Raw genomic sequence first — 26,980 nt, forward strand, 5'->3', positions numbered from 1 at the left:
ACCTATTCAATATAGCATTTCCAAAGCCTATCAAATCTACGTTTTATAAACAGTTTTTATCATTTATTATTGTAATAACCTAAAAACGCAGCTAATTACTATTCTTCAACTCTAGCAATATCGGCACCAAGACCTCTAAGCTTCTTTTCTATTGCTTCATATCCTCTATCTATGTACTTTATATTATATACTTCAGTCTCACCTTCTGCAACCAGACCGGCAATAATCATTGCTGCACCAGCCCTCAAATCAGTAGCCCTTACCGGTGCACCGGAAAGCTTTGGAATACCTTCAAATACTGCCATTCTTCCTTCTACTTTGATTTGAGCTCCCATTCTTTTCAATTCATCAACATACTGAAACCTAGAATCCCATATTCCCTCAGTTATTGTACTTGTACCGTTTGCCAGACAAAGCATAACCGACACGGGAGGATGCAAATCAGTAGGAAATCCGGGATAAGGAAGAGTTTTTATATTGGCTTTCAATATATTTTCAGGACCTTTAACTCGGATCCAATCCCCGCCCTGTTCAACTTCTGCTCCCATTTCAATCAACTTGGCACTAAGGGACTCCATATGCTTAGGAATAACATTTCTTACAATAACATCACCCTTTGTTGCAGCCGCAGCAATCATAAAAGTGCCAGCCTCTATCTGATCGGGAATTACACAATGGGTAGCTCCCCCGGTAAGGTTGGATACCCCCTTAATCTTAATAACATCCGTACCCGCACCTTTAATATTAGCTCCCATAGCATTAAGAAAATTAGCCACATCTACAACATGCGGTTCTTTTGCAGCATTTTCAATCACTGTAGTACCTTCTGCCTTTACAGCTGCAAGCATAATGTTAATGGTAGCCCCAACACTTACAACATCCATATAAATCTGACTGCCTACAAGTTTTTCTGCTTCAATCTTTATTACACCACGATCTATCTCAACTTTTGCCCCTAATTTTTCAAAACCTTTAATATGCTGGTCTACAGGTCTATACCCGAAGTCGCATCCGCCAGGAAAAGCTACTTCCGCTTTTTTAAACCTTCCAAGCAAAGATCCCAGTAAATAGTAAGAAGCCCTTAGGCTCTTCACCATTTCATAGGTAGCAGTATATGATCTTACATACTGAGAATTAATTGCAATACTGTCTTCACTTTCAACTTCAATTTCACATCCCAATTCTTTTAAAATATCTATTAAAATCCTGACATCGTTTATCTCAGGAATATTTTCTATCTTGCATGGTCCATCAACCAACAAAGCAGCAGGCAAAATAGCCACTATCGAATTCTTAGCTCCACTAATACCCACTTCGCCCTTAAGTGGCCTACCACCTCGTATAACAAACTTTTCCAAACATAACGCCCCCACTCATTTTCTATTAGCGGTAAAACATTCCATATTAATTATAGTACTATATCCAAATAAATTACACTTTCGAAAAACATTGATTAAGCAGTTTATTTATCGTTTAATTTTACTTCCTCACCGTTATATACTTTAAAGTACCTTTCCATAATTTTTTCTGAATTTTTAGCAGTTATTCTCCATACAGGGATATCATCAAGTACTTTCGTATCATTTCCTACAAATTGCTCTCCAAATCCCAGATCAATTTTATCAATAACTGTACCTCTGTCTTCCGTCAGATTTTTTATAAGAACCTGATAAGCTGGCATTATTTTTTTCCCGCCGGTAATTTCTTTCGGTTTTCTATTGTTATATTTTAGGTAGGTAATCCCTTTTTCTGATACAGTAACCTCTACATAGTTGCTGTATAACCAAAACTCTCCTTTTTTTTGTCTGAAAATATACTTTTTTTGACCATCTTCCATATCTTCCATTTTATCAAAATAAAACTTTTCAAAGGGTACCTTCATTGTTTTAAACAAGTCCGCAAGATAGTTTTGGACTTTTTTTAAATCCGTTAAATAATTGCCTTCTTCCGGTTCAATATTATTGTAAACAAATGTGTTTACTTTTTCAATTATCAACATCTTGTTTCCACTAAAAGCTTTTACTACACCATCAGAAGTTTCCTCTTCATACTTTGAATCTCCAAAAAAAACTTTTATAATTAAGTTTTTATCCAAATCAATATTAGTACTGATTAATGTACCTATTTCCTTATTATACAAAGGAATATCACATTTTACAACAACCCCTCGGTTTTCTAAGATCTTATATGTGTCATCAACCATTTCACGGGAAATATTATCAGATTTGAACAGAGTAATTATGGTAACAAAAAGTAAAAGATTCAACAAAATAAACATAAAAATAAGTATATTTTTTGCCTTTGCCCAATCCATAATTACTCTCCTTTTTTTTCTTTCATTTCAACTGTATAATATCTTCCATCTATTGTTTCTATCACCCAAACAGGTTTTAAATGTTCTTCTCTTTCACTGTATTTTCCTTCATAAGATATAATAACATCTTTTACAGAAAAATTAGAAAAGTTTAGATAATCATACTTTTTAAAAACATCATCAAGCAAATCAAACGGGTAAGTTCTAATTTTCAAAGTGTTATTCCCAACAGAAAATTCTTTTACTATCCAATAGCAACTTAATACTTTCTTTTTATTGGCGTTTATTGTAATAGCATTATTGACAAAGCTTTCATTTCCGGTATTTACCGGATACTCTAAAAAAGAAACAGGTTTCTGATTGACTTTATAATCAAAAGTAAAGGTATAATATCCATCTTTATCGCTGTTGATTCCTGAAAGATATATATCTGCTCCTTTTACCATATCCGCCATTTGAGCAATGAAATCAATAGCCTTTTCAAGAGCTTCTATTTCAGCCCCTTTATCAGCCCGGTCATATTGGGACAAATACTTATATTCCAAAAGTCCATCCTTATGAATTTTATAGCTCTTACTTGGATTTCTGAAAACTATGGATTTATCCAAATCAATTCCCCAGGTAAGTCTTTCTTTGTCATTTCCTAAAACTTTTGCTGCAATTTTTTCAAGGTCGTCTTTCGTGCTGGTATCAATATTTTGTAAAATTTGAGGTACAGAGCATATAATATCCTCAAAATCTTCTGAAGCACTTCCTCTGGGTATTAAAATATCCGGCTTTATTTTATATGGAGTTTTATTAATTCCCATCCATTCATTCATTACCACATAGCTATAAGTTTCATTATTTTCCAATGCAATTAATATATCATTATACTTCTCTCTGCTTAATCCCTTTTTGTTGAAAGGCAAAACAAATCCATAAGTCTTATTCCCATCATAAACATACAGGCCAATATTGTTATTGGAATCTATTCTTGGCAGCAAAGCCATTTTATATATACCGTCAAATTCCTGGTTTGCAATATTTTCAACATTCAACAGTGCTGACAAAGTGCTTATGTTTATCTTTGTTCTAAACTCATACACAAAGCTCTTTTTTACAACAATTTCTCCCCAATATTCTTCCGGATACGTCTGCTTACTCAGGATGTTTTTACCTTCCAACAAATTAGTCAAATAATAGAAAGCTTCATTACACAGTTTGGCATAATACTCATGATCCTCATTTATTATAAAATGGGATTCGTCATATCCTTCAGTTGCTGTAACTCTAAATAGCTTAACGTAGTCACCCACATCACCGGGAACTTTGCTGCTGCTATTATCAAAAATATTCCATAAAAAATTAGTAGGTAATCCTTCATTTTGATAATTCCAAAGGATTCCTACCTGTATAAAACTCGTTAATACCAATACCATTAAAACATATAATTTAAATCTCTCGAATCTAAACTGTTTCATCCTCTTGACACCGGATACCTCTTATTTTATTTAAATAGCCCGTTGAGCATATCTGTAATCTTTAAAAATCCTGTTTTTATTGCTTCCTTTATACCATTATCCAGAACAGAAACGGTAAAACTATTTATCTGTAAATTGGTTTTAGGTACCAGCTTTTCTGTCTCGTTCTTTTTAAAAGCAATAATTCTTACATCGTTGGCTCCTTTGTTTGGAAGAATAACTTCTTTCATAAATATGCCTGAAGCACCTATGTCCCACATGTAATCCCCATCTGTATTGGCAAAAGGTATGTACTTTTTCTCATCTTTGTCATAAATCAAAAGCATTACTCTTATATCATCCTTAACAGTATTGCCGCAAATAACATAGGACTTCTTAAAAGTTGACTCATCTCCTTCAGGCCGTGTTATGGTAACCAAAAATTGCTCTGTATCGCTGGTATTCTTATCAGCTAAAATAGTATATTTATTAAGTAATTTTTGATCTTCAAGATCCTCGGCAAAAGAAGTAATGCTAAAACTGGTTATCAGTAAAACCAGAGTAAATATGTAAAATATTTTTTTGTACATTAACCAACCACCCTTTTTATAAGCAATATATGCCTAATATATTATATTCCAACTATCTTATGTTATATTATATATTATAAATATTACAGAATTGTTACATGACATTTAAGATTCAATTACATCTTCCTCTGAAGCTTGCTCACCATTATATACAGGCAATCTAACCGTAACCTCAGTTCCCTTTCCCAGTTGACTTGAAATAGAAATACTTCCGTTATGAGCTTCTATTATTTCCTTAGCAATAGAAAGACCAAGCCCAGTCCCTCCCATTTCTCGCGAACGGGCTTTGTCTACTCTATAAAATCGCTCAAATACCCTTTTAATATCTTCTTCAGGAATTCCAATACCAGAGTCTGCTACTTTTACATAAGCATCGCTATACATCCTGCCAACATATACAGTAATCTTTCCTCCTTCCGGAGTATATTTGATAGCATTGGTGAGCACATTAAGCAAAACTTGCTCAATCCTATCTTTATCCGCTAAAACTTGCGGTTTTTCTCCTATCGAAAAGCATTCTAAAATTTGTCCCTTTTCTTTCGCAGACAGCTCTACCTTTATTATTGAAGTTCTGACAAGGCTATAAAAGTCAAAAACCTGCATATTCCACTGCATTTGCTCATTTTCCAATTTGGAAAGCTGCAATAGATCTTTAACCAATCTTGTCATTCTGTCTGCTTCTGAATTTATAACATTGAGAAATCTATATGCTGTCTCAGAGTCTTCCAAAGCTCCGTCCAATAAAGTCTCAGAATAACTCTTGATTGATGTTAACGGTGTTCTAAGCTCGTGAGATACATTAGCTACAAACTCTCTTCTCATATTATCTAATTTTTGCTGCTCAGTAATATCATGCAAAACTGCAATAATACCTTCTGCTTTCTTCTGACCGTTAGTCGACAAAGCAAAATAAATTTGAATATATTTATCATTAAAATTTAGAATAGCCTCTTTAGTATTGAAAATTTCAAGATAAAGCATCTCTTCTATTGTAACGCCTAAATTATATTTGTTTGAAAATTCATTAAAGTTCATATTAAATTCATCCACGCCAAGCATAAGTTTTGACGCCGGATTAGCATGAACCACTTCCCCATCTATGTTAAAAGCAATTACACCATCGGTCATATAGTTCAGAATAGTTTCAATTTTATTCTTCTCTTTTGAAATTTCATTTAATGTCTTTTTAAGTTCTTTCGCCATATAGTTAAAAGCTCTGGTAAGCTTACCTATCTCATCTTCTGATTTCACTTCAGCAACTTGTGAAAAATCACCTTCAGCTATATTTTTTGCCTTATGCATTAAATTTACTATCGGTACGGTTATGGTCTTAGATAGCAGGTATCCAAAAACGAGAGACAGAATAACTGCAATAATAAACGCATTTCTTATAATATTGTTAAAACTATTTATTACAACTCCCCATTCGTCTTTGTAAAATCTGAAATATAATATATACTCCCCTTTTGTACGGGCATAGTCAAAAAAAACCCTTTCATTGCTATGAATTGCTCTCCCTTGATTTCCGTCTTTTCCGGCAAGGGCAGACAAAAAGTTTTTTGAATTTAATATTTCTTCAATAAACTTATCACTATCTTCCTCAAATAAGTTGTCACTTGAATACAAAATATTATTGTTATTCTTGTCAATAACTGTATAAGTCACATAGTCTCTTACCATAAAAAGACTGATAGCATTATAGTTGTCTTTTAAATCCGTAATTATCTCATTTCCCGAAGGGTTTTCCCCAATCCCCCAACTTTCAAAGCCTTTATCGATCCTATTTTTGAAGTCTTTATAATATACGGATTCCATAGAATAATTCAATGAAATACTTACTGTAATCATCAATGCAACCGATACCAGTACAAAAATAACAACCAGTCTCCACTGCAAACTTCTTAATAATTTTAGCTTTCTAATTAACATATCAACCCTCTTAAAAGCTTCGTGATAAAAAACATGAGGGCATTTGTGCCCTTTTTGCATTACCGATTTTATAAAGATTTAAAAATTTTGTTTACTAATCAAAGTCTATTAAAATAATATCCTACTCCTCTTTTTGTCATAATATAATTAGGATTACTAGGATCTGATTCTACCTTTTCCCTAAGCCTTCTAACCGTAACATCTACAGTTCGTACATCACCATAATACTCATAGCCCCAAACTTTTTCCAGTAAATTTTCCCTGGAAAATACTTGTCCCTGTTGAAGGGCTAAAAATTTAAGCAGTTCAAACTCTCTTAAAGTAAGCTCTATAACTTGATTATTTCTTCTTACTTCATAACGTTCTACATCAATCTCTAAATCTCCACACTTTAAAGTACTACATTCTTTAGTTGCAGCACTTTCAATGGAAACCCTCCTAAGATTCGCTTTAACTCTAGCCATTAATTCTCTAGGACTAAAAGGCTTTGTAATATAATCATCTGCTCCCAATTCAAGTCCTAATACTTTGTCAACCTCTTCCTCTTTAGCTGTTATCATAATAATAGGAGTGGATATAGATTGTCTCAGTTTACTACATACAGTAAAGCCATCCATTTTAGGAAGCATTATGTCTAAAAGAATAAGGTCAGGTTTTTCTTTTAAAGCACATTCTATTGCTTGCTCACCATCATAAGCTTCAACAGTTTGAAATCCTTCTTTAACTAAATTAAATTTTAAAATATCAACTATATTCTTTTCGTCATCAACGATCAGTATTTTGGCTTTCACAAAATCCCCCCTCATAGTCCTTGGAAGCCACAAAAGCACTTGCACAAAATTTTCAAATTACCAGATAAATTCATGCAAATAACACATATTATTATAACATTTATATTACAAATTTGAACATTTATTTTAAGTCAATATAACCAAATTATTGAATTATGCCATTTCAAAACTTAACTTTTAAAATATTATGTATTATGTTGATTTAATTACAAAATGTGTTATAATATAGTAAGAGGCTCTGTCATAATTCTTTCTGCATAAGCTTTCTTGTATTTAACAATTCTAATTCAGGGGGGCTGCAATAATGTCAAACGAGTCAATGTATTTTCTCATAACAGGAATGCACCTCAGGTTAAACAAACTAATTGAAAGCAAAGGTTTTGATCTTCTTGATGAGGAAGTTCAGCACTACAGCAGAAGATTAGACAAAGTTTTGGATCGTTATAATAAACTTTATCAAAGGGACAAGCAATTAAAGTTAAACACATGTTGTATTGAGACTCCCCTAAAATGTGTGTATTAATAATAGAGCAATGATAGCAATTTTATGGGCACTCCCAATGGACTGCCCATTTTAGTTTATTCCACCTAGTTTGACGATGTAAAAAATCTTGTGTATAAGAGATTGAATGTTCTCCTTCTTGGCAAGAATTAGTAATAACAAAAGCTAAGGAGGAGAATTTTATGTCAACACTATCAAAAGAACATATAAAGCAATTAGTTCGGGAAAATAATTTCCAAAGCGTATCAGATGTAAATGCTTATCTAAAAGACATTTTTAAAGATATTATTCAAGAACTGCTTGAGGCAGAACTTGAAGCAGAATTGGGTTATGCAAAAGATGATGCGGAAAATAAAAATACCGATAATAGCCGTAATGGTTATACACCAAAAAAAATAAAAAGTGAGTTTGGTGAAATTGATATACAAGTGCCTAGAGATCGTAAAGGAGAATTTCAACCTAAAATTATCCCAAAATATCAGCGTAATGTTTCCGGAATTGAGGAAAAAGTTATAGCTCTATATGCAAGGGGAATGTCTACAAGAGATATTAGTCAACAAATTGAAGAACTTTATGGATTCAGCCTGTCTCCGGAGATGGTTAGCAAGATTACTGACAGAATTGCTCCAGAAATAAAAGAGTGGCAGCAAAGACCTCTTGAACCTATATATTCCTTTATATTTATGGACGCAATTCACTATAAGGTAAAGGATGAAGGAAGAATAACAAACCGGGCAGCTTACGTTGTTCTAGGAGTTACTATTGATGGATATAAAGATATCTTAGGGATATGGATTGGTGATAATGAATCGTCAAAATTTTGGCTAGGTGTGTTAAATAACCTAAAAAACAGAGGAGTAGAAGATGTTTTAATCTTCTGTGTAGATGGACTTACCGGACTTAAGGAAGCAATAAATGCAGCATATCCAAAATCAGAAGTACAGAGATGTATAATACACCAGTTGAGGAATTCCTTTAAATATGTATCCTATAAAATCTAAAAGCGTTTAGCAATGATTTTAAAGAAGTATATCATGCAATTAATGAAGAAGTAGCATTGGAAAAACTGTATGAACTAAAAGAAAAATGGGGAAAAGAGTATCCTTATGCAATACGAAGTTGGGAAAATAACTGGGAAGTAATAAGTCCGTTTTTCAAATTTCCGGAAGAGATACGGAAAATAATATATACAACGAACATAATAGAAGGGCTGCATAGACAGTTTCGTAAGGTCACAAAAACGAAAACGATATTTCCAACCGATAGTTCACTGGAAAAGATGCTATATTTAGCATCAATGAATGTAGTGAAGAAATGGACACAGAGGTATAAGAACTGGGATAGGGTGTTAAGCCAATTGATGATACAATATCCAGGTAGACCGGAAGAGTATATTTAAAAGCATTCATCCCCACCGCCCTAAAGGGCTCGTCCTCATCGCCGGACGGGCTAGACCTCACAAAATTAAAAATATAGGTTTAAAAGACTAATACTGACCATTATAAATAATTATTGCCAGATTTAAACAAATTTATGTATAAAATATAATAAATCTGGCAATAATATGTAATATAAAGGTAATAAAAAGCAATATTTTGTAAACCTTGTGAACTTATATTTACTTGCTGAAGAAGGATTACATAAATTCTGATACACAAAATTACTTACATTCCCCCTAGTTTCCGTTTTCGGCTTTTTATAAGTTGGTGTGATTAACCAAATTAGATGTAACATATAAGTTTCGGTTAAAAAAACAAGAAATCATACAATATCAAATGGTTTCTTTTTAATTTCCTTTTGGAAATTCATGGTATATCTTTAATCTTTAAGTAGAATATTGTTAATATTCTCCCTAATACAATTATATTCATTGTCGCTACTATATAGATATTTAGCAATTACCTCCATCAACTCGAAATCATTTTCATGATCTATATCCAAAACAGCAGTGTCTCTCATCTCAATAATATCACATATTCCATCGAATAGACCTTTTCCACTCTTAAGAAAATCAGGAGAATAAGCATACATTGATCCATTTATGTCAAATACATTAGGAGCTTCCTGTCGCGCATTAAAAGAAGACTCTATCACACGTTCATATCCGTTTTCCCCCTTTTTGACCATGTTAAAATATGGATTTCTTCTTGCACTTGTAACAGAGAACACAACATCAGCATTGGAGTTCAACTTTTTCTCTATCAATGATTGTAAATCCCTCAATCTTCTGAGCGGAGATGTTATATCTAGATCAATTACTATATCATAACTTACTTTTTTCCTTTCAACCATAACATCATAGCAGTTTTTAATAACAGAAATCTTAGGAACATAATCCTTTGCAAGTTCAGGGTCTCTTTCTATAATCTCTATTGGCATATTCAATTTGTTTTTAAATAAATCAATTAAATTTTCACTATCTGTATTTAAGACAATGTCACTATCAACCCAATTATTTCGCTTAATAAATAAATCGATAAAAGATGCAGTATAAAAAGCTAATGGAAATCCCAAAAAGGTTTTGATATTTTTACTTTTTACTCCCTTTGAACCCTTTCTTCCGCATATGGTAAATAATATTTTCATGATTATAACATTCCTTTCTTTGCAATTTACCGTTAGCAATGCTGTACCAATGTTATCCATATTTTCCCGCACTCATTCAATTACATTAAAAAAATACTTAATTTCTTTAAGTTAAAATCCATTCTTGTTCTAATTATGCACAATACTTTTATCACTTTTCTCTCTATAATCTTTGTTACAATATCCTTTAGGCATCTCGTAGCATAAGTCACAGCGATTGATCTTTTTATAAATATTCAATCCAAAATTCTCATACTCCAGTCGTCTTTTTGCTCTTTTAAACACTTCTCCGTTTTGGCACAATTTCTTTTAATATTTGTGTCTTTTTATAATTTGTTTTATACTAATTGACTTTTTTATTTCACAACGCTTGTTATTAAAATCTATATCATAGATATTAAACGCCTCATATTATACTTTTGTGATTAATTAGATTCCATATCTTCCTATAACTCCAAGATATACAACTATAATATTTATCTAATTTATTTTATAGTCGTAAAATCTTTTCTTTAAATCCACTTTATCACTAAGCAGAAACCTTTTAATAACATCAATAACTTTCTCAGAAGTGTTACCATTACCATATGGATTGATAGTTTTTTTAGCCTTATTTTTAAACTCGACACTTAAAGCCAAATCTATAGCTTGCTTTATACTACCCTGCGTCGGTTCACAGTCAATTACACTACTAGCCTTTATTCTCCCCCTCTGCCTATCTCCGATATTAACCGTTGGAATACCGAAGCTCGGAGCCTCTAACAAGCCACTTGAAGAATTTCCAATAACAACGGAACAATACTTTAATGCACTAAGATATTTTACTGTTCCTAGTGAAGTGTACGCCATTATATTATTATTCTTACTTGCATATTCATCAATCAACAGGTTAATAATACGCCCTTCTGCATCAGCATTTGCCTTAGTAAATATAAAATTCATATTTTCATAAGACTTACAAACTTCCAAAAGTGATTCAATTTGATTTCTCGAACTATTATTTTCTAATGTTACCGGATGAAATGTCACCACTGCATAAGGAACATTTGTATCAATCTTTAATTCTTCCTCTAGCTCTTTTCTGGATAAAAACTTTTCATTAAGAATATTTTCTATTCCGATAGCACCTACATTAAATACACGGTCAGGACTTTCTCCTAGTTGAATAACTCGCCTGCGATACTCTTCTGTGCTGACAAAATGTAAATAGCTTAATTTTGTGATTGCATGACGAAAAGCCTCATCAACAGCACCTTCTGTTATTTCACCACCATATAAGTGAGCTATCGGTATCCTTTGATTCATTGCTGCAATCGCGACTGCAAGAGTTTCATATCTATCTCCAAGAACAATTAACAAATCCGGATTCAACTTTTTAAAATAATCAGAAAAACCAATCATGGCAAGTCCCATTGATTTGGAAATAGAGGCTGGAGAATCAGAGCTTAGTAAAATCTCAATTTCTTCATCTATAGAAAATCCATCTTCCTCTATTTGTTTATAAGTCAATCCAAATTCAGGCGAAAGATGTGCACCGGTTACAACAATCCGAACATCAAATTCCTTTATGTTATTTAATTTTGTAATAATCGGTTTTAACAAACCATATTCAGCTCTAGTTGCTGTTAAGACACTAATTATTTTTTTCATTGCTCAATCAACTCATCTTGTTTATAATTTCTATTAGCGACTTTCCCCAATATTTCAAACCACTTCATAGGGCTGATCCCATTTCCAGGCCTTTTAACTGTTAAATTATCTTCCGAAAAAATTTCCCCTTTTAATATATCTCTTTTTGCTACAATGCTTTTACGTACAACAAGCATATTCTTTTTCTCTGCCTCTGATGGTCTTTTCACTCCATCTCCTAAAGCAGACTCAATATTTCTGATTGCATCTACCATTGCCTTCAGTTCATTCGGTTCCAAACTTGCCTTATGATCAGGTCCTTCCATACTCCGATCCAGTGTAAAGTGTTTTTCTATCACACTTGCTCCTAATGCAGCAGCCGCAATAGAAACTTCAATACCTTTTGTATGATCTGAATAACCAATACTAACGTTAAATTTCTCTTTAATGGATAACATTGCTTTTAAATTAACATCGCTATAAGATGTTGGATATTCAGTAGTACAATGAAGAACTGTTATATCATCTGCTCCATTTTCCTTCAGCACAGTGATAGCGCTCTCAATATCCTCCATCGTACTCATGCCTGTTGAAAGTATTACAGGCTTTTTCAGCTTCGCTATCTTTATCAAATATGGAAGATTTGATATGTCTCCCGATGGTATTTTCCATCGTTTCATACCAAGTTTATCTAAAAAGTCTATACTTTCAAAGTCAAAAGGCGTAGAAAGAAATTCTATTCCTCTATTTGAGCAGTACTCACTTAGTTCTAAAAAATCCTCAAAAGATAGTTCTAATTTCTTAAGCATATCTAGTTGAGTTTCCTTTGCATCCGTTTGTTTCTTTTGATAATCTGCTTTTGCTGTATTTTTCGAAACAAGGTTCTCAGGTACAAAAGTCTGAAACTTAACACAATCCGCTCCTGCTTCCTTTGCAGCATCTACCAGCTGTTTTGCCAACTTCAGACTACCATTATGATTTACACCGGCTTCAGCTATTATAAATATGCTCATAATTTTTTTACCTCCCTACAAGGGTTCCCAAATGCCATAACAGCCTCGCCTACATCTTTAACAACAACACTGCCCATACCAATAATCGAACTAGCTCCTATCTGAACTTGTTGTTTTACAGTAGCATTTGAACCAATATGTGAATGGTTTCCTACTTTTACTCCACCGCTTAAAACCGCTCCCGGGGCTATATGCACAAATTCTCCAATAATACAATCGTGTTCAACAATCGCTCCGGTATTAACAATTGAACAATTGTTTACTACAGCTCCTGCATTTACAATAGCATGTTTTCCAATAAAGACTCCACTTTCAATATGTGCATATTTACTAACGCATGCTGTAGAATCAATAATATTCGGTATTTTGAAGCCAATAATTTTTATATTATTATACAGTTTAATACGTAAAGCAGGATTACCGACACTTCCTAGAGTTATAAAAGCATATTGGTAGCCTTTGCTATAAATATCCAAAAGGTCATCATCACTTCCTATTATAGTTACCCCCATAATTTGCTTTCCTACATTTTCTTTCCTGTCAATAATCCCTATATCACAATATTCATTAGAATTAAGAAGGCTATCTAAAACGGATTTACAATGGCCTCCGCCACCAATTAAAAGAATTTTCTTATCCATTGCCTTCCAACCTTTTTCTCATCTCTTCCATGCCTTCAAATTGTCCCATATCTAACCAACTATTTCCGCTGATTGGATAAACTCCAATTTTCTCTCCATTAACTCTGTATTTTTCTATGATATCCGGAAAATCTATTACTTGACCCACTTCAATTTCTTCGATTACCCTAGGCTCAACAACATACATACCTGTATTGGTAAAAAAGGATAGTTCCGGCTTCTCCTTCATACTTTCAATTTCTCCGGTGCTGCTAATTTCAATAACACCATAAGGAATTTTAATATTTTTTAGTGAGCAAACCATTGTAATAAGGTTCTGTTCTTTTTTATGATAATTATAAATTTTTTCGTAATCTTCTTCTATCAAAATATCACAATTAGATAGCAAAAATGTCGAATTGACTTTACCCTTTAAAAGGCCTAATCCACCACCGGTACCCATAAATTCGTCTTCATCTACATAATCAATTTTGTAGTCTTTTTTAGTTTCACTAAAGTATGCCTTAATCATATTCTTCTTATGATTCACAACCAAATAAAATTGTTTGCTTCCGTAATAATAAAACTTGTTCATAATATGCTCTACTATTGGAATTTCACCAATTGGAATAAGAGGTTTCGGTAATATTTTTGTATAAGGGTATAATCTAGTTCCAAGGCCACCGGCCATAATGACCACAGGAACATCCAAATTTCTCTTTCTTCCGATTTCTTCATCATTTAAAAATACTATAGAAGTGATCTTTCCTTCATCATTCAAAATAGGCAATGCATCAATTGAATACTTTTTCATATACCTTTTTGCCAAGCTCTTATCTTTTTCACTAAGAAACTTAGGATTATAATTTGCTATTTGCCTAACTTTAGCATCAAGATTGCCTTTTTTAAGAATCCATCTTCTTATATCTCCATCAGTCAAAGCTGCAACTAAACTGCTATCTCTAGTTACAAAAAGTATTCTTTTAGCTACCTTGTCCAATGCTTCCATGGCCTCAATCATAGTAGCCTCTTCATTTATCAGGAAATCTTTTATATCCAATTATTTTCCCCCTTTCGTGAATATCTAAATCACTTCAGGACGCTTTAGGCATTCTATAACAAAATCAATATCTTCTTTTGTAAGATTAGAACTACAAGGAATATTCACCACGTGTTCCAAGTATAGGCGCGCCTTCTCAATCTTATATGTTTGACTACCTGCATATGGCTTTTGATCACTTATCAATCCCCAGATAGGTCTAGTTTGAATTTTCTCTGAGGCAAGGTACTTAATAATCTGGTCTCTATTCAGTAAATAACTTTTATCCACAAACAGTGCATAAAACCAATAGTTAGGTCTAATACTGTTTTTAAATCCTAAGATACTAAGTCCATTAATATCTGAAATTTTCTCTCTATAATATTCATAATTCTCTTTTTTTATTTGAATAAAATTCTCCAGCTGTTCAAGTTGAGCTAACCCAAGAGCAGCTTGTAAGTTAGTCATTCGGTAATTGTACCCAATCTCATCATGAATATAATATAACTCATCGATCTTTGCCTGAGTTGTAATATGTTTAGATTTGTTAAGTATTTTCTCATCGTTAGAAACAATCATCCCACCTCCACCGGTAGTTATAATCTTGTTTCCGTTAAATGAATAAACTCCAACATCCCCAATTGTCCCAGCATACTTGCCATTATATTTGCCCGATAAATAATAAGTGCCAATAGCCTCTGTTGCATCTTCAATAACTTTCAGGTTATATCTTTGAGCAACTTCCATTATACCTTCCATGTCTGCCATATTTCCAAATACATGTACTACCACTATTGCTTTAATACATTTATTAGTCTTGCTATTTATCAATTTCCCATCCAAAAATTTACATTCAACTTCGCAAAACTCTTTAAGCTTGTCCACATCTATTGTAAGAGAATCATCGCAATCCATAAATATCGGCTCTGCTCCAATATACTTTACTGGGTTTACTGCAGCTATAAAAGTTAGAGTTGGCACAATAACTTCATCATCTTTTGTAACACCGCAACTCAGAAGAGCAACATGCAATCCCGATGTTCCATTCTGACATGATACTGCCCCTTTTGAACCAACATATTCTGCTACTCGTGCTTCAAACTCATCTACATATGGGCCACTTGTTGATACCCATTCAGCTTTAATAGCATTAGCTACATAATCAAGTTCTCTTCCTTTTAAATTTGGTACAGACAAAGGTATGAATTTATTGCTCATTTAATATTTACACCTACGCTTTTTTAGTACTGAACTTTTTGACTTATACTTCAAATTATTTCATCTCGTTATAAGGTTAATTAATATTCCAGAATATAAATCTAAAATATCTACTTTCCATATATTAATTTTAGTAAATGCTTACTCATTTACTTATTCTTATTCATCTCCAGTTGGGAAATTAAGTCTTACAAATATTTATACTCATTCACTAATATATATCCAAACTTAATATATTTAAATCGTATATCTTAATAAAATTGACATACTAAACAATTGCATTTAAATATTATATATATCAGTTTTATATTTATTCAGGTTGTTTTTAAAGAAATCTATAGTTTCAGCAAGACCTTCTTTCAATGAATACTTAGGCTCCCATTTTGTAAGTCTTTTAATTTTTTCATTTGATCCTAAAAGTCTATTAACTTCACTCTTTTCAGGCCTAATTCTTTGCTCGTCACATATTATTCTTGCATTTGGATTAATTTGTCTGATCAATTCTTCTGCCAATTCACCAATAGAAATTTCCTTTTGAGTAGCTATATTTATTTCTTCACCAATAGTTTTATCCGATTTAGCTATTTCAATAAACCCTTGAACTGTATCCTTAACATAGTTGAAATCTCTTGTCGGAGTTAACGAACCAAGTTTTATAACTTCTTTTCCATCAAGCAATTGAGTAATTATTGTAGGTATTACAGCTCTTGCTGACTGCCTAGGTCCATATGTATTAAAAGGGCGGACTATTGAAATTGGAACATTGAAACTTCGATAAAAAGATTCTGCCAATCTGTCAGCCCCAATTTTTGAAGCAGAATATGGAGATTGTCCTTGAAAAGGATGCTTTTCATCAATTGGTACATATTGAGCCGTCCCGTAAACTTCTGAAGTTGAAGTAATCAATACTCTGCCGGTATTAAATTCACGTGCTGCTTGCAAAACATTCAAAGTACCTTTAATATTAGTATCTACATAAGAGTCAGGCGAATGATAACTAAAAGGGATTGCTATTAATGCAGCTAAATGATAAACTTCATCTATATTTCTCATCGCTTCCCTCACACCATTAGGGTCCCTTATATCTCCAGCAAAAACTTCAACCTCACCCATAATTTCTTTAGGCAATGAGTCCAACCATCCCCAAGTATTAAATGAATTATAGTATACAAACGCTCTTACATTATATCCTTGTTTTACTAATTCTTCGGTCAAGTGACTTCCAATAAAACCATCAGCACCAGTCACAAGAACTTTTTTCATAATAATTCTCCTAACGATATTTTTTTAATAATTCTATTAACAACACATTTATAATTATTTTAATGCTTATTATATAATATTTTAGTACCTATTATACATTTTTTAATATGGGTATTTATAAAATCTATTTTAACACTATTCATAATAAAAAAAATATAAGATAAAATAAAAACTTTTTATTTAATCTTTTAGTCTTTAAGCTTATTAAAAAATAATGCAAATATACTTTTATAATTATAATATAATCCATCCTACCTATGCAACATGGACACGACAAATAAATATGTCACACTTATAGATTTTAAGTAAAGGTAATAGTTTATTATCTCAAAACTTGTGTTATTTGACAGTCGAATAAAGAAAAACTGAAAACCTTGATAATAATTTTATGGGCACTCCTAAAGGACTGCCCATTTTAATTGATTCTTTTTAGTTGCCGTTTTCAACTTTTTTGTAAGTTGGTACAATTAACTTTATATAATCTGATATTCCTTCCGGATTATTTGTAATTATCTCCTTAAGGCAATCCAACTCTCTTTTTAAAAGAGCTAAATCGGTGTGAATGGGCTTGGCCACATATATCTTATTATTCTTAGTTGCTTCAAGCCCTTCTTCTTTAAGAAGCAATTCTTCATAAAGTTTTTCTCCCGGTCTAAGCCCGGTATACTCAATATTAATATCTATATCCGGTTCATATCCCGACAGTTTTATTAAATTTCTTGCCAGATCCACAATTTTAACCGGCTCTCCCATATCAAGAACAAATATCTCTCCGCCTTTTGCCATAGCACCGGCTTGTATAACCAGCTGAACCGCCTCAGGTATGGTCATAAAAAATCTTGTAACTTCCGGATGCGTTACTGTAACCGGTCCTCCCTGTTCAATTTGCTTTTTGAATAATGGTACTACACTTCCGTTGCTTCCTAAAACATTTCCAAATCTTACTGCAACAAATTCGGTCTTACTATTACGATTTAATGCTTGAATTATCATCTCGGCAATCCTCTTTGTGGCTCCCATTATATTGGTTGGATTAACTGCTTTGTCTGTAGAAATTAGCACAAACCTTTTTACACCATACTTGTCCGCACATTCAGCCACATTAAGAGTGCCAAACACGTTATTTTTAATAGCCTCAGTAGGATTAGCCTCCATAAGCGGAACATGTTTATGGGCTGCAGCATGGAATACTACATCTGGCTTATACATTCTAAAAATACTTTCCATTCTTTGTTTCTCTCTTATATTTGCAATTATCGTACAAAGTTCTAATCCTGGCTTATTATGCAATAATTCATTTTGGATGTCATAGGCATTATTTTCATAGTTATCTAAAATAATCAGCTTTTTAGGTTCAAATTCAGCAATCTGTCTACAAAGTTCAGAACCGATTGAACCACCACCACCGGTTACTAAAACAACCTGACCTTTTATATAAGAAGCCACCTCATTTACATCAAGGTTTACCGGTTCCCGTCCAAGTAAGTCTTCTATATTAACATTTCTTACCTTCTGCATTACTACCGATTCATCAATAAGTTGTGAAACTGACGGTAATATTTTTACCTTGCATTGTGTTTTTGAACATTCTGCAAATATCTCATTTATATCTTTTCTGCTTGCAGACGGAACGGCAATTATTATCTCATCAATTTGCTTTTTTTCAACTACTGTTGCAATGTCTTTCCTCTGTCCTACTATAGGTACCCCGTTTATTTTCTTCCCCTGTTTAAATATATCATCGTCAATTATAGCCACCGGTGTACTCTTTAGTTCAGGATGTATTTTCATTTCCTTCACAATTATGGCACCTGCCTCACCGGCACCAAATATCAACACTCTCTTTGAGTTTTTTATACGTATTATTTCTCCCTTCACTACCCTCCTAAAAATACGGTATGCAAACCTTACACTTGCTATAAAAAATATATCCGTGAGCATACAAATTGGAAATATACTTCTTGGTACACGAGTCTTAGACAGGAACGCATAAGATATCATTATTGAATTACTTACAAAAGATGCGCCTACTATTAATCCCATCTCATATATTCCTGCATACTTCCAAAGACTGTTATACAATTTAAATGCTATGAATGTAATAATTTTAACAATAGATGATACTATTAGAAGTCTAACTATAAACTGCGAGTGCCATACTGGTATATTTTTGTAACTAAAATCAAACCTTAGCAAATATGCCAAAATCAACGAAAAATTAATCAACACTATATCAAATATAATTAATGCATTTGTTCTTATTCTTTGCCTCATAGCTAACCCCCTAGCTAATTAGGTACTTATTAAACTTAACCTAATTATCGTATAATTTCAGCTTTCTTCGCATATTTCTATAGACCTGAACATTAATAAAAATCTCCATTTAGTTTTATTTCACAATAGCAGGCTATCAAATACTGCATCCTTTCTTCCACAACAGCAGTATACCATTTGTTCTTAATCATTTCCACTTACATTTGTTGTTTTATTTACCTTTTCCTGAATTTGAAACATATTCATTTATCACACACAATGTTTTACTATTTTTTCTTCAGCTTAAACTAAATTATCTATCTTATCAAGATAATACCCTTTAGGTATAATAATCTATATTTAAATTTCTCTAATTATACTTTTTAATTTATTGTACAAGTAAAAATAAGATAACTTTCTTCTTTTGTAACACTTGCTACAATCCGCTTGCACTCTTCTATAATCTCAGTAAATCATTATTAATCATCTTGGTTTGTCTTAAAGGTGAAATATAGGGTAAAGTAATGATTATTACAAGAAAATAGAGTACTAAAAATTCAACCCTTTAGCCTCTATATATTATTTCATCTTCAACCCTATGGATTCGCTGCTTTATAACTTCATCTCCATCATAATAAGCTTTTTCAACCACGTTTGCAAGCTGCCTTCATAATTAATTTCTTTTCAGCAATGATAAAGGTTTGTATTTCTTTTCAAACTCTATTCGATTTAATCCGATATAGATCCATATCTCTTCTCTGCTCATTTTCTCTATGAATAAAAGACTTATTTACAATATCTACACTTTTGGACGTTTATATTTATTAATAAAAGCAGTACTTAAACTGATTATATCTGATAGCTCTTGTCTATAACCAATTATTATTATAGCATTTAAAATAAATACTGCAAACAGCTCAAAAATATACTCTTCAGCAAAAAAATAATTTGAACATGCTAAAACTAGTATTAATAATATGGATATAAAAGTTCTTCTAGGGTCTTTTATAGTTCTATAGTATTTTTGTCCTATAATTGTAGAAATCACAAGTTGTACAAAAGCTGACAACATTGAAGCAATTGCAACTCCAACTGTACCGAAACAGTTCACAAAAATACAGCCAAACACTAAATTTACAGCAGTTGAAAGCAAAAAAATTCCTAAAGTTGTTTGAGACTTTTTAGCAATTGATATTCCATAGGAAGTAGTTTCAGATATCAAATTAAACAAAGGATAAACTAAAACTAACGTAAAAAAATACCTACTTTGATGAAATTTAATTCCTATTAACCCATACAACAAATTCTGAAAAACAATAAAAAAACTTAAAATAAACACAACTAACAAAACAACGTAATCATGGATTTTGATAATTTTTGAGCGCTCCGTTTTATAATTTGCATACATAAATGAAGCCCAATAAGTCTTAAACCCATTTAGAACTACTCCTAAAGCTCCGACAAAAAAAGCAGTTGATGAATAAATGCCTAACTCATAATCTCCTAAGTTGTTTTTAATAATCATTTGAGGAAAAAAACTATTTAAATATATCAAAATAACCGTAGGCCATGAAAATATAGCATATTTAAAAACCTCTGAAAAACCTTGCATCGACCAATTAATTTTAGAGGGCAATACTGATTTTTTTTGTATTTTAAAATATATTATCGAAAGCACAAAAACACCAATTGTATTAAAAATAATAACAGTTTCAAGTTTGGGGTTAAATAAAGCAGCTGTTATTACAAAGATTTTTGTAAAAAATTGCACCAATATACTTTGTATTGTATATCTTCTTGCATCATTACTTATTCTATATGCTATGGAAAAAAAATTTAATATTGCAAGAGACATTGTATTTATACAAAGTAATATAACGGCAAGTAAACTGACTTTGCCAAATAACAAAACCGAAATATCCTTGTAAAAGAACGGAACAACAAAAACTATAATTCCAAGCAAAAACAGTACGGGCAAACTCATACATTTTGCCATTAACTGCTTTTCATCGTATCCTTTAGGCGGCTCATTATAGAATCTTAAAAAACCGCTATCCAGCCCTAAACATATTATTCCCATAAATAAACTTGAAGCGCTATTGTACATATTGATACTTCCATACATCTCAGGAGAAAATATTCTTGTAGTAATAATAACAGACAAAATACTTATAAAAAAATTAACCCATGAGGAAATGGAAAACTTAAATATTGATTTAATAAAACTTGTATCCGAAACCCCCATATTAAGCCCCCAAGTTCTCTCTTTTTGTATTTTTTTCAAGCTCTAGCATATATCTCTGAAATTCATCTACTTTAAAGTTTTCAAAAAAAATCGTAGTAATAGGTTTATTCATGTTAATATCCAAAATATCTTCCGGTGTATCTAGTAGCCTTGTGTTTGGATGACTAAATAAATCTTGAATGCAATAACTCATTTCATCTCTTATTATTCCCAGATTACATCCATGTTGAATAGCTTCATATCCGCAAGTTGATGCCAATAAAATAACTTCCTTGCTCCTGGCAAATAACTCATTAACAGTGACTTCATTATAATACACGTTTACATTTTTATATGCACTATATTTCTGTCGTATTGCTTGCACTTCATTTTTTTGATTAGGATGAAGTTTTAAATTAATTTTAGCTTCTGGCCTGTGCTTAAGAAAATAATCCAAATACACTTCAATTTTCTTCTGATATATATCTGCAGAAATAAAAGTTATTTCATCCCTATCCCCATTTACAGGAGGCAAAAAAGTATAATAGTGGGAATTCCCCATAGGATAAACTCTCTTAACAGGATAATTAACATTTTTTATCCAATATTCAGAAAAAACAAAAAAATCATCCGGAACAATAAATTCATTATTTTTATACTTTTCAATTCCATCCGGATATGAATAAGCAGGATGACAATAATTGATTAATCCATGTTGAAATTCAATTACAGGAATATTCATCTCTTTGCCTACATACACTATAGCTTTTTGAATTCCGTTTAGGACAAAAAATATAGCCTGAGGCCTTAGCTTCTTAAATAACCATCTATAGTAGTTTCTTTCTGCCCTAAAATAAGCTATCTTTACTTTTATAAATTTATCTAAGTGAACATCCACTCCAAAAGTATCTTTTACTATGCTGTCAATATTATATCTATCTTTACTCTTACTCAAAGTATAATAAATTTTTCTATATATCGATAGAGCAAGATTGTTAAAGGAAATACCATCTTTATGCTTATTAAAGCTTTCAATTACAAAACAATCATCACCTATTAATTTCATATAATCATTCGATATAATATCTACTTCTTCTCCATTAATATAATTTCTACTACTTCTATAAACTAAATACTTCCTTTTACCACTATTCCTAATCAAGTACCTTAAGTCATTAATTAAAAAGAATAATCCGCCTAAAACTTTTAACAAAAAATTCCTGGATTTTATATTACTAACATCGGCATCTTTTTCTCCTTGTATACTTCTATATATGAAAAAAAACACATCATACCTAACAATATCCCAAAAGTAAATATTATCAGATGTCTTTAATTCAAACAATTTGGCTTCCATTTCCATATGATGAAATACTTTTGTGTATTCCACAATATTCATTACTTATATACCTCCCTAATAATTTTTAGTTTTTCGTACTCATACTCACTCAATCATAGTTTTTCATCTTTTTCAAAACAAGCTATATGGACAGATATTGTATTACTATATAATTATGGATGACAATGTGTATCCCAATGAAACTGCGTCTTTTTTCAGTATCACGGCCATGGATATCCACATATACTCCAGCAACAAACCTCCCAAATCTAACTGGGTCAATGCCCTTAATTCCTTCATTCTGTCTGTCCGTGAGGTGGATGTCAGTCAAGCTCCTTCACGGGGTCTTAAGCCCTTAAGGTGTAAATTCATCCCGACTATCCGGCTCATCTTATCAAAGATCAAATTCTATTTTCAAAATTGGAAAATTTTTGTTTTTCTTTATCTGATTGCACGTACCATCGTAAGTATCTTTGTCAAGGGTCGACTCATACCGAACGCAGTTTTACCCTTGTCTACCTTACGAGGACAATGTATTCCTTAAGCAATTCTAATTATGCTACTGCTTTTGCTTCTGGCCTTTTTATATCACTCATCATCTTTTGTGAATCATAAGCTATGTCTTTCGTCAGTATTGCATAAAATATTCGTATTAATTTATTGCTTAAAGCTATCATGGATTGCTTTTTCTTCAAGGGTCTTTCCTTCCTCGTCGTATAATATTGGTGTAATGCCCGGAATTCCTCATTCTTAGACAGCAATGGCATAATACCGAATGTTAAATAGTATCGTAGTCGCTTCCTTCCACGCTTGCATATGGTTGTCTGTCCTTTATGCTTACCGGAACTGTTCTCTTTAAGGCTTAGCCCAGACAGCTTTTGTATCTGCTTTGGATGCTTGAATCTTAAAATATCTCCTACTTCTGCTAAAAAACCAGCAGCTATCACAAGGCCCACACCCTTGATTTCAAGCAACTTCTCAAACTCGGAAATCTGCATTGCCATTTCCTCTATTAGAACCATTGTTCTTTCAAGCTGTCGCATTTTTCTCTCATAGTCCTCAAGTAACATTGAAATTTCATTTTCTGCAGATATAAGTCCTTCGCTTGTTCCTATAGAAATCTTTGCGGATTCCACAAGCATCACCGCTCTTTTTATTCCTACTGCCCGTATTTTATGTTCCTTCCAGATGGCTATGATACCTTCAATCCCTCTTTCAACAACCTTCTTGGGTGTCGGGCATTCTTTCAGTATCAATAATGCAGCTTTTCCTTCCCAATTGCCAAATACCTTGATAAATTCAGGATAGTGGATACTTATCCATCGGCTGATACGGTTCTTGACTGCTGAAATTTCCTTTACTAGTCTCCACCGACTGTCCATGGCTGACCTTAACTCCTTATAAATACCTTCCGGAATATATGGCTCAATATATCTCCCATCCTTGACCAACATTGCTATGGTTTTTGGGTCTTTACGGTCACTCTTAGTGGGATTGTTGTCATCTAGTTCCTTGCTTTTCTTTACATGATGCGGATTTACTAGTACAATGCGCATCCCGCTTTTCATAGTATTCTCAGCAAGGTTGAACCAATAGTGTCCTGTCGGCTCCATCCCAAGTATTACCTCGGTAAAGCCTTCGGTTTCTGCTATCTTTCCTGTACATTCTTTGAGCTTTGCAAATCCTTCAGCACTGTTATTGAAAATCAACAGTTTTCCATACTCTACATCTCTGAAACTAAAAGCTCTGGCGTAGTGTTTCTCACTATCCACGTCAATTCCGATGATCAATGTCGTTTCTTTTATTTGCATTATCTTTTCATTTTGTGTATACTTCATATTAGATGCCTCCTGTGTTTTTGATTTGTGGTTATTTCAGTGAACTCACATTTCAAATTTTACAGTTAGGCATCTACTTTTTCAAAATCTATTTTATTTCATTATAGGAATGCTCCTTATTTCAAAGTGCATTTAAATTATGCTATATCATCTATAAATTCACTTTTTTATTTGTCCTTCTCCATGCACCTTTATCAAAATCATACCTTTTATAATTGCACCTGGACTCCTCCCAATACACTATATCCTTGGAATTCTCCTATAACTACGGAATTGGCACCTACAATGCAATTATCACCCAATTTTATAACGAATATTTTTCGGCAACTCCCATATCTATTTCCTGATAAGGAATATTAAAAAAATCCGAATCTATCTTAGGGGCCTCCCTATCAACAATAGCAATATTGGCCCGTGTATAAAAGTCATAATTCATAATGTCCTTATTTGTAGAAATCAACTTCGTATTTGAAGCTAAAGATTCAAGAGTTCACATTGTCAATCCCTTTTGACTTGGATGTTGAATATCAATCCGCGCTTTACTAGATCGGGTTAATTCTGCACTTCTATCTAAAGAAAGTGTTTTATATTTTATATATTCCAGTTCTTTCTAAATCCAGCTGTTCCAGCTTTCTTCTAAATACAACACTACGTCCAGTATACATGTAAGAATAGTAATTCGAGTTATTTTCCTAAAAGAAAGCACGCAATTTTTCATGTATTTTTCTTCGATCGGAATGATTCCATCCTGAAAAGCAAACATCTATTGTTTTTTATTGCTATCGCATACGAATTCTTTACAAAAAATAAACGTAAAAACTCTAGATTATACTTTTTCATATCATCCCTGTCAAAAGTATATATTCTTATTAAAAAACACCTTATTATTAAAATTTGATGTTCTTTTATATCATCCCACAAATAAAGTATCATCTTAACATTAGAGTTTAGTTCTTTTAACCGTTTTAAAAATTTTGCTTTTAATTTATCTCTTTCTTATAACACAAATAAAATCAAACTTTATTTTCCAAGTTGTCAGTAAGTCTCTTTTGCATTTCAATGGATTTATTCAATTAATATCCTCAATTATTCCGTTGCATACTCCTACCCCATAAATTTAATCTAGAATCCTGACAAAAAACATCGACTTTATATCCCAATTCAACTATTGTTTTAATAATACGTCAGCTGTATTCGTAAAAAACTATATTTGTAAAAGCCACTTTGCCAAAGTTTTATCCAACTAATTTACCCCGTCTCCTAAAATTAAAACACTTGAAATAAGGCTAACATCCTTTCTCCTCCAATAAATATACCAATGCAATGCCCGTAAAATCCGGCTGCTAAAAACTATATTATAAACTATTCTCCCTGCTTTCATACATTTTCCTGTAGTAATCTTTATAATCTCCGGAAATGATATTTTCCCACCATGATCGATTTTCCAAATACCACTTAATTGTCTTCTTTATACCTTCATCAAATCCAATTTTAGGTTCCCAACCCAATTCTCTCGTAATCTTTGATGGATCTATAGCATATCTTAAATCATGTCCGGCTCTGTCTTTTACAAAAGTTATAAGACTCTCAGGTTTACCTAATTCCTTAAGAATTGTTTTAACTACTTCAAGATTTGATTTTTCATTATGCCCACCAATATTATACACTTCACCTTCTTTACCCTTATGAAGAATTAAATCCACAGCTGTGCAATGATCGGTCACATAAAGCCAATCTCTAATATTTTGGCCTGTCCCGTATACCGGAACAGTTTCATCGTTTAAAGCTCTAGTTATTACAAGAGGTATCAATTTCTCAGGAAAATGATATGGACCATAATTATTTGAACATCTGGAAATAGTAATTGGCAACTTATAAGTCCTGTAATAAGCCATTACCAACAAATCAGCTGATGCTTTAGACGCCGAGTATGGGGATGAAGCATGAATAGGAGTCTCCTCAGTAAAAAACAAATCTTTCCTATCTAAAGGTAAATCACCATAGACTTCGTCTGTTGATATTTGGTGAAACCTTTTTACCCCATATTTTATTGAAGCATCCATTAACACTTGTGTTCCAATTATATTTGTTTTTAAAAATATACCAGGGTCTTCTATCGATCGATCCACATGAGATTCTGCTGCAAAGTTCACAACAAAGTCAAATTTCTTCTCTCTAAATAGCCTATCAACAAGTTCCCTATCAGTAATATCCCCCTTAACAAATCTAAAATTAGGATTTTTCATAACATTGAAAAGTGTAGTTAAATTACCCGAATAAGTCAAGGCATCTAAACAAACTATTTCATAGTCAGGATGTTTGTCCAACATATAGAATATGAAATTACTTCCTATAAAACCTGCACCGCCAGTAATTAATACTTTCATATT

Annotated in this window: 20 protein-coding genes and 2 pseudogenes; 2 read left to right on the forward strand and 20 right to left on the reverse strand. The window is 32.5% G+C overall.

Annotated elements, in window-relative coordinates; translation table 11 throughout:
- Positions 1-98: 98 nt before the first annotated feature.
- The 6 genes from CLOCL_RS20390 to yycF all read right to left on the reverse strand — a co-directional run bounded on the left by CLOCL_RS20390 (position 99) and on the right by yycF (position 7,066).
- Positions 99-1,358, reverse strand: a complete 1,260-nt coding sequence (locus CLOCL_RS20390) for a UDP-N-acetylglucosamine 1-carboxyvinyltransferase (protein WP_014257095.1) — start codon at positions 1,356-1,358, stop codon at positions 99-101.
- Positions 1,359-1,462: 104 nt separating this feature from the next.
- Positions 1,463-2,314, reverse strand: a complete 852-nt coding sequence (gene yycI / locus CLOCL_RS20395) for a two-component system regulatory protein YycI (RefSeq protein WP_014257096.1) — start codon at positions 2,312-2,314, stop codon at positions 1,463-1,465.
- A 2-nt stretch (positions 2,315-2,316) separates the two neighbouring features.
- Positions 2,317-3,777, reverse strand: a complete 1,461-nt coding sequence (locus CLOCL_RS20400; protein ID WP_014257097.1) for a hypothetical protein — start codon at positions 3,775-3,777, stop codon at positions 2,317-2,319.
- A gap of 26 nt (positions 3,778-3,803) precedes the next feature.
- The gene (locus CLOCL_RS20405; RefSeq protein WP_014257098.1) at positions 3,804-4,346 is read right to left on the reverse strand and encodes a hypothetical protein; all 543 of its coding nucleotides are present in this window, start codon (positions 4,344-4,346) and stop codon (positions 3,804-3,806) included.
- 105 nt (positions 4,347-4,451) lie between these two features.
- On the reverse strand, positions 4,452-6,275 hold the full coding sequence (locus CLOCL_RS20410; protein ID WP_014257099.1) for an ATP-binding protein: 1,824 nt from the start codon (positions 6,273-6,275) through the stop codon (positions 4,452-4,454).
- A gap of 98 nt (positions 6,276-6,373) precedes the next feature.
- Positions 6,374-7,066 (reverse strand): response regulator YycF, encoded by a 693-nt coding sequence (gene yycF, locus CLOCL_RS20415; RefSeq protein ID WP_014257100.1) that lies wholly within the window; start codon positions 7,064-7,066, stop codon positions 6,374-6,376.
- Between the two features lie 304 nt (positions 7,067-7,370).
- Here yycF and CLOCL_RS20420 point away from each other — a divergent pair, with 304 nt between their 5' ends.
- Together CLOCL_RS20420 and CLOCL_RS20425 are read left to right on the forward strand one after the other, a co-directional pair.
- On the forward strand, positions 7,371-7,589 hold the full coding sequence (locus tag CLOCL_RS20420) for a Spo0E family sporulation regulatory protein-aspartic acid phosphatase (RefSeq protein ID WP_014257101.1): 219 nt from the start codon (positions 7,371-7,373) through the stop codon (positions 7,587-7,589).
- A gap of 161 nt (positions 7,590-7,750) precedes the next feature.
- Positions 7,751-8,967: pseudogene (locus CLOCL_RS20425) on the forward strand (IS256 family transposase).
- Between the two features lie 419 nt (positions 8,968-9,386).
- Here CLOCL_RS20425 and CLOCL_RS20430 read toward each other — a convergent pair.
- From CLOCL_RS20430 to rfbB, 14 genes and pseudogenes are all read right to left on the reverse strand, one after another.
- Positions 9,387-10,214 carry an acylneuraminate cytidylyltransferase family protein gene (locus CLOCL_RS20430; RefSeq protein WP_014257102.1) on the reverse strand — a complete coding sequence of 276 codons (828 nt, stop codon included), beginning with the start codon at positions 10,212-10,214 and terminating at the stop codon, positions 9,387-9,389.
- A gap of 420 nt (positions 10,215-10,634) precedes the next feature.
- Complete coding sequence (gene neuC, locus CLOCL_RS20435) at positions 10,635-11,804, reverse strand: UDP-N-acetylglucosamine 2-epimerase (protein WP_014257103.1); 1,170 nt, start codon at positions 11,802-11,804, stop codon at positions 10,635-10,637.
- Positions 11,801-12,796, reverse strand: a complete 996-nt coding sequence (gene neuB / locus CLOCL_RS20440; RefSeq protein ID WP_014257104.1) for an N-acetylneuraminate synthase — start codon at positions 12,794-12,796, stop codon at positions 11,801-11,803. Before neuB ends, neuC begins: the two co-directional genes overlap by 4 nt.
- Positions 12,793-13,437 carry an acetyltransferase gene (locus tag CLOCL_RS20445; RefSeq protein ID WP_014257105.1) on the reverse strand — a complete coding sequence of 215 codons (645 nt, stop codon included), beginning with the start codon at positions 13,435-13,437 and terminating at the stop codon, positions 12,793-12,795. The genes neuB and CLOCL_RS20445 overlap by 4 nt, the downstream gene beginning before the upstream one ends.
- Positions 13,430-14,476, reverse strand: a complete 1,047-nt coding sequence (locus CLOCL_RS20450; protein ID WP_014257106.1) for a sugar phosphate nucleotidyltransferase — start codon at positions 14,474-14,476, stop codon at positions 13,430-13,432. The genes CLOCL_RS20445 and CLOCL_RS20450 overlap by 8 nt, the downstream gene beginning before the upstream one ends.
- 24 nt (positions 14,477-14,500) lie before the next feature.
- Complete coding sequence (locus CLOCL_RS20455) at positions 14,501-15,673, reverse strand: LegC family aminotransferase (RefSeq protein WP_014257107.1); 1,173 nt, start codon at positions 15,671-15,673, stop codon at positions 14,501-14,503.
- A gap of 282 nt (positions 15,674-15,955) precedes the next feature.
- Entirely contained in the window at positions 15,956-16,936 is a 981-nt protein-coding gene (locus CLOCL_RS20460) for an NAD-dependent 4,6-dehydratase LegB (protein WP_014257108.1), read from the reverse strand.
- A 429-nt stretch (positions 16,937-17,365) separates the two neighbouring features.
- Positions 17,366-19,210, reverse strand: coding sequence for a polysaccharide biosynthesis protein (locus CLOCL_RS20465; RefSeq protein WP_014257109.1), 1,845 nt, complete (start codon positions 19,208-19,210; stop codon positions 17,366-17,368).
- Between the two features lie 778 nt (positions 19,211-19,988).
- Positions 19,989-21,434 carry a lipopolysaccharide biosynthesis protein gene (locus tag CLOCL_RS20470; RefSeq protein WP_014257110.1) on the reverse strand — a complete coding sequence of 482 codons (1,446 nt, stop codon included), beginning with the start codon at positions 21,432-21,434 and terminating at the stop codon, positions 19,989-19,991.
- A 1-nt stretch (position 21,435) separates the two neighbouring features.
- Positions 21,436-22,812, reverse strand: coding sequence for a capsular polysaccharide export protein, LipB/KpsS family (locus CLOCL_RS20475; protein ID WP_014257111.1), 1,377 nt, complete (start codon positions 22,810-22,812; stop codon positions 21,436-21,438).
- A 105-nt stretch (positions 22,813-22,917) separates the two neighbouring features.
- Positions 22,918-23,052 carry a hypothetical protein gene (locus CLOCL_RS23610; RefSeq protein WP_257196250.1) on the reverse strand — a complete coding sequence of 45 codons (135 nt, stop codon included), beginning with the start codon at positions 23,050-23,052 and terminating at the stop codon, positions 22,918-22,920.
- Positions 23,053-23,306: 254 nt separating this feature from the next.
- Positions 23,307-24,590 (reverse strand): IS110 family RNA-guided transposase, encoded by a 1,284-nt coding sequence (locus CLOCL_RS20480; RefSeq protein WP_014257112.1) that lies wholly within the window; start codon positions 24,588-24,590, stop codon positions 23,307-23,309.
- Positions 24,591-24,894: 304 nt separating this feature from the next.
- Positions 24,895-25,068: pseudogene (locus CLOCL_RS24005) on the reverse strand (WaaS/CpsH family glycosyltransferase); the annotation flags it as partial.
- A gap of 877 nt (positions 25,069-25,945) precedes the next feature.
- On the reverse strand, positions 25,946-26,977 hold the full coding sequence (gene rfbB / locus CLOCL_RS20490; protein WP_014257113.1) for a dTDP-glucose 4,6-dehydratase: 1,032 nt from the start codon (positions 26,975-26,977) through the stop codon (positions 25,946-25,948).
- Between the last annotated feature and the right edge of the window lie 3 nt (positions 26,978-26,980).

It is taken from the genome of Acetivibrio clariflavus DSM 19732, assembly GCF_000237085.1.
GTDB classification, from domain to species: Bacteria; Bacillota; Clostridia; order Acetivibrionales; family Acetivibrionaceae; genus Acetivibrio; species Acetivibrio clariflavus.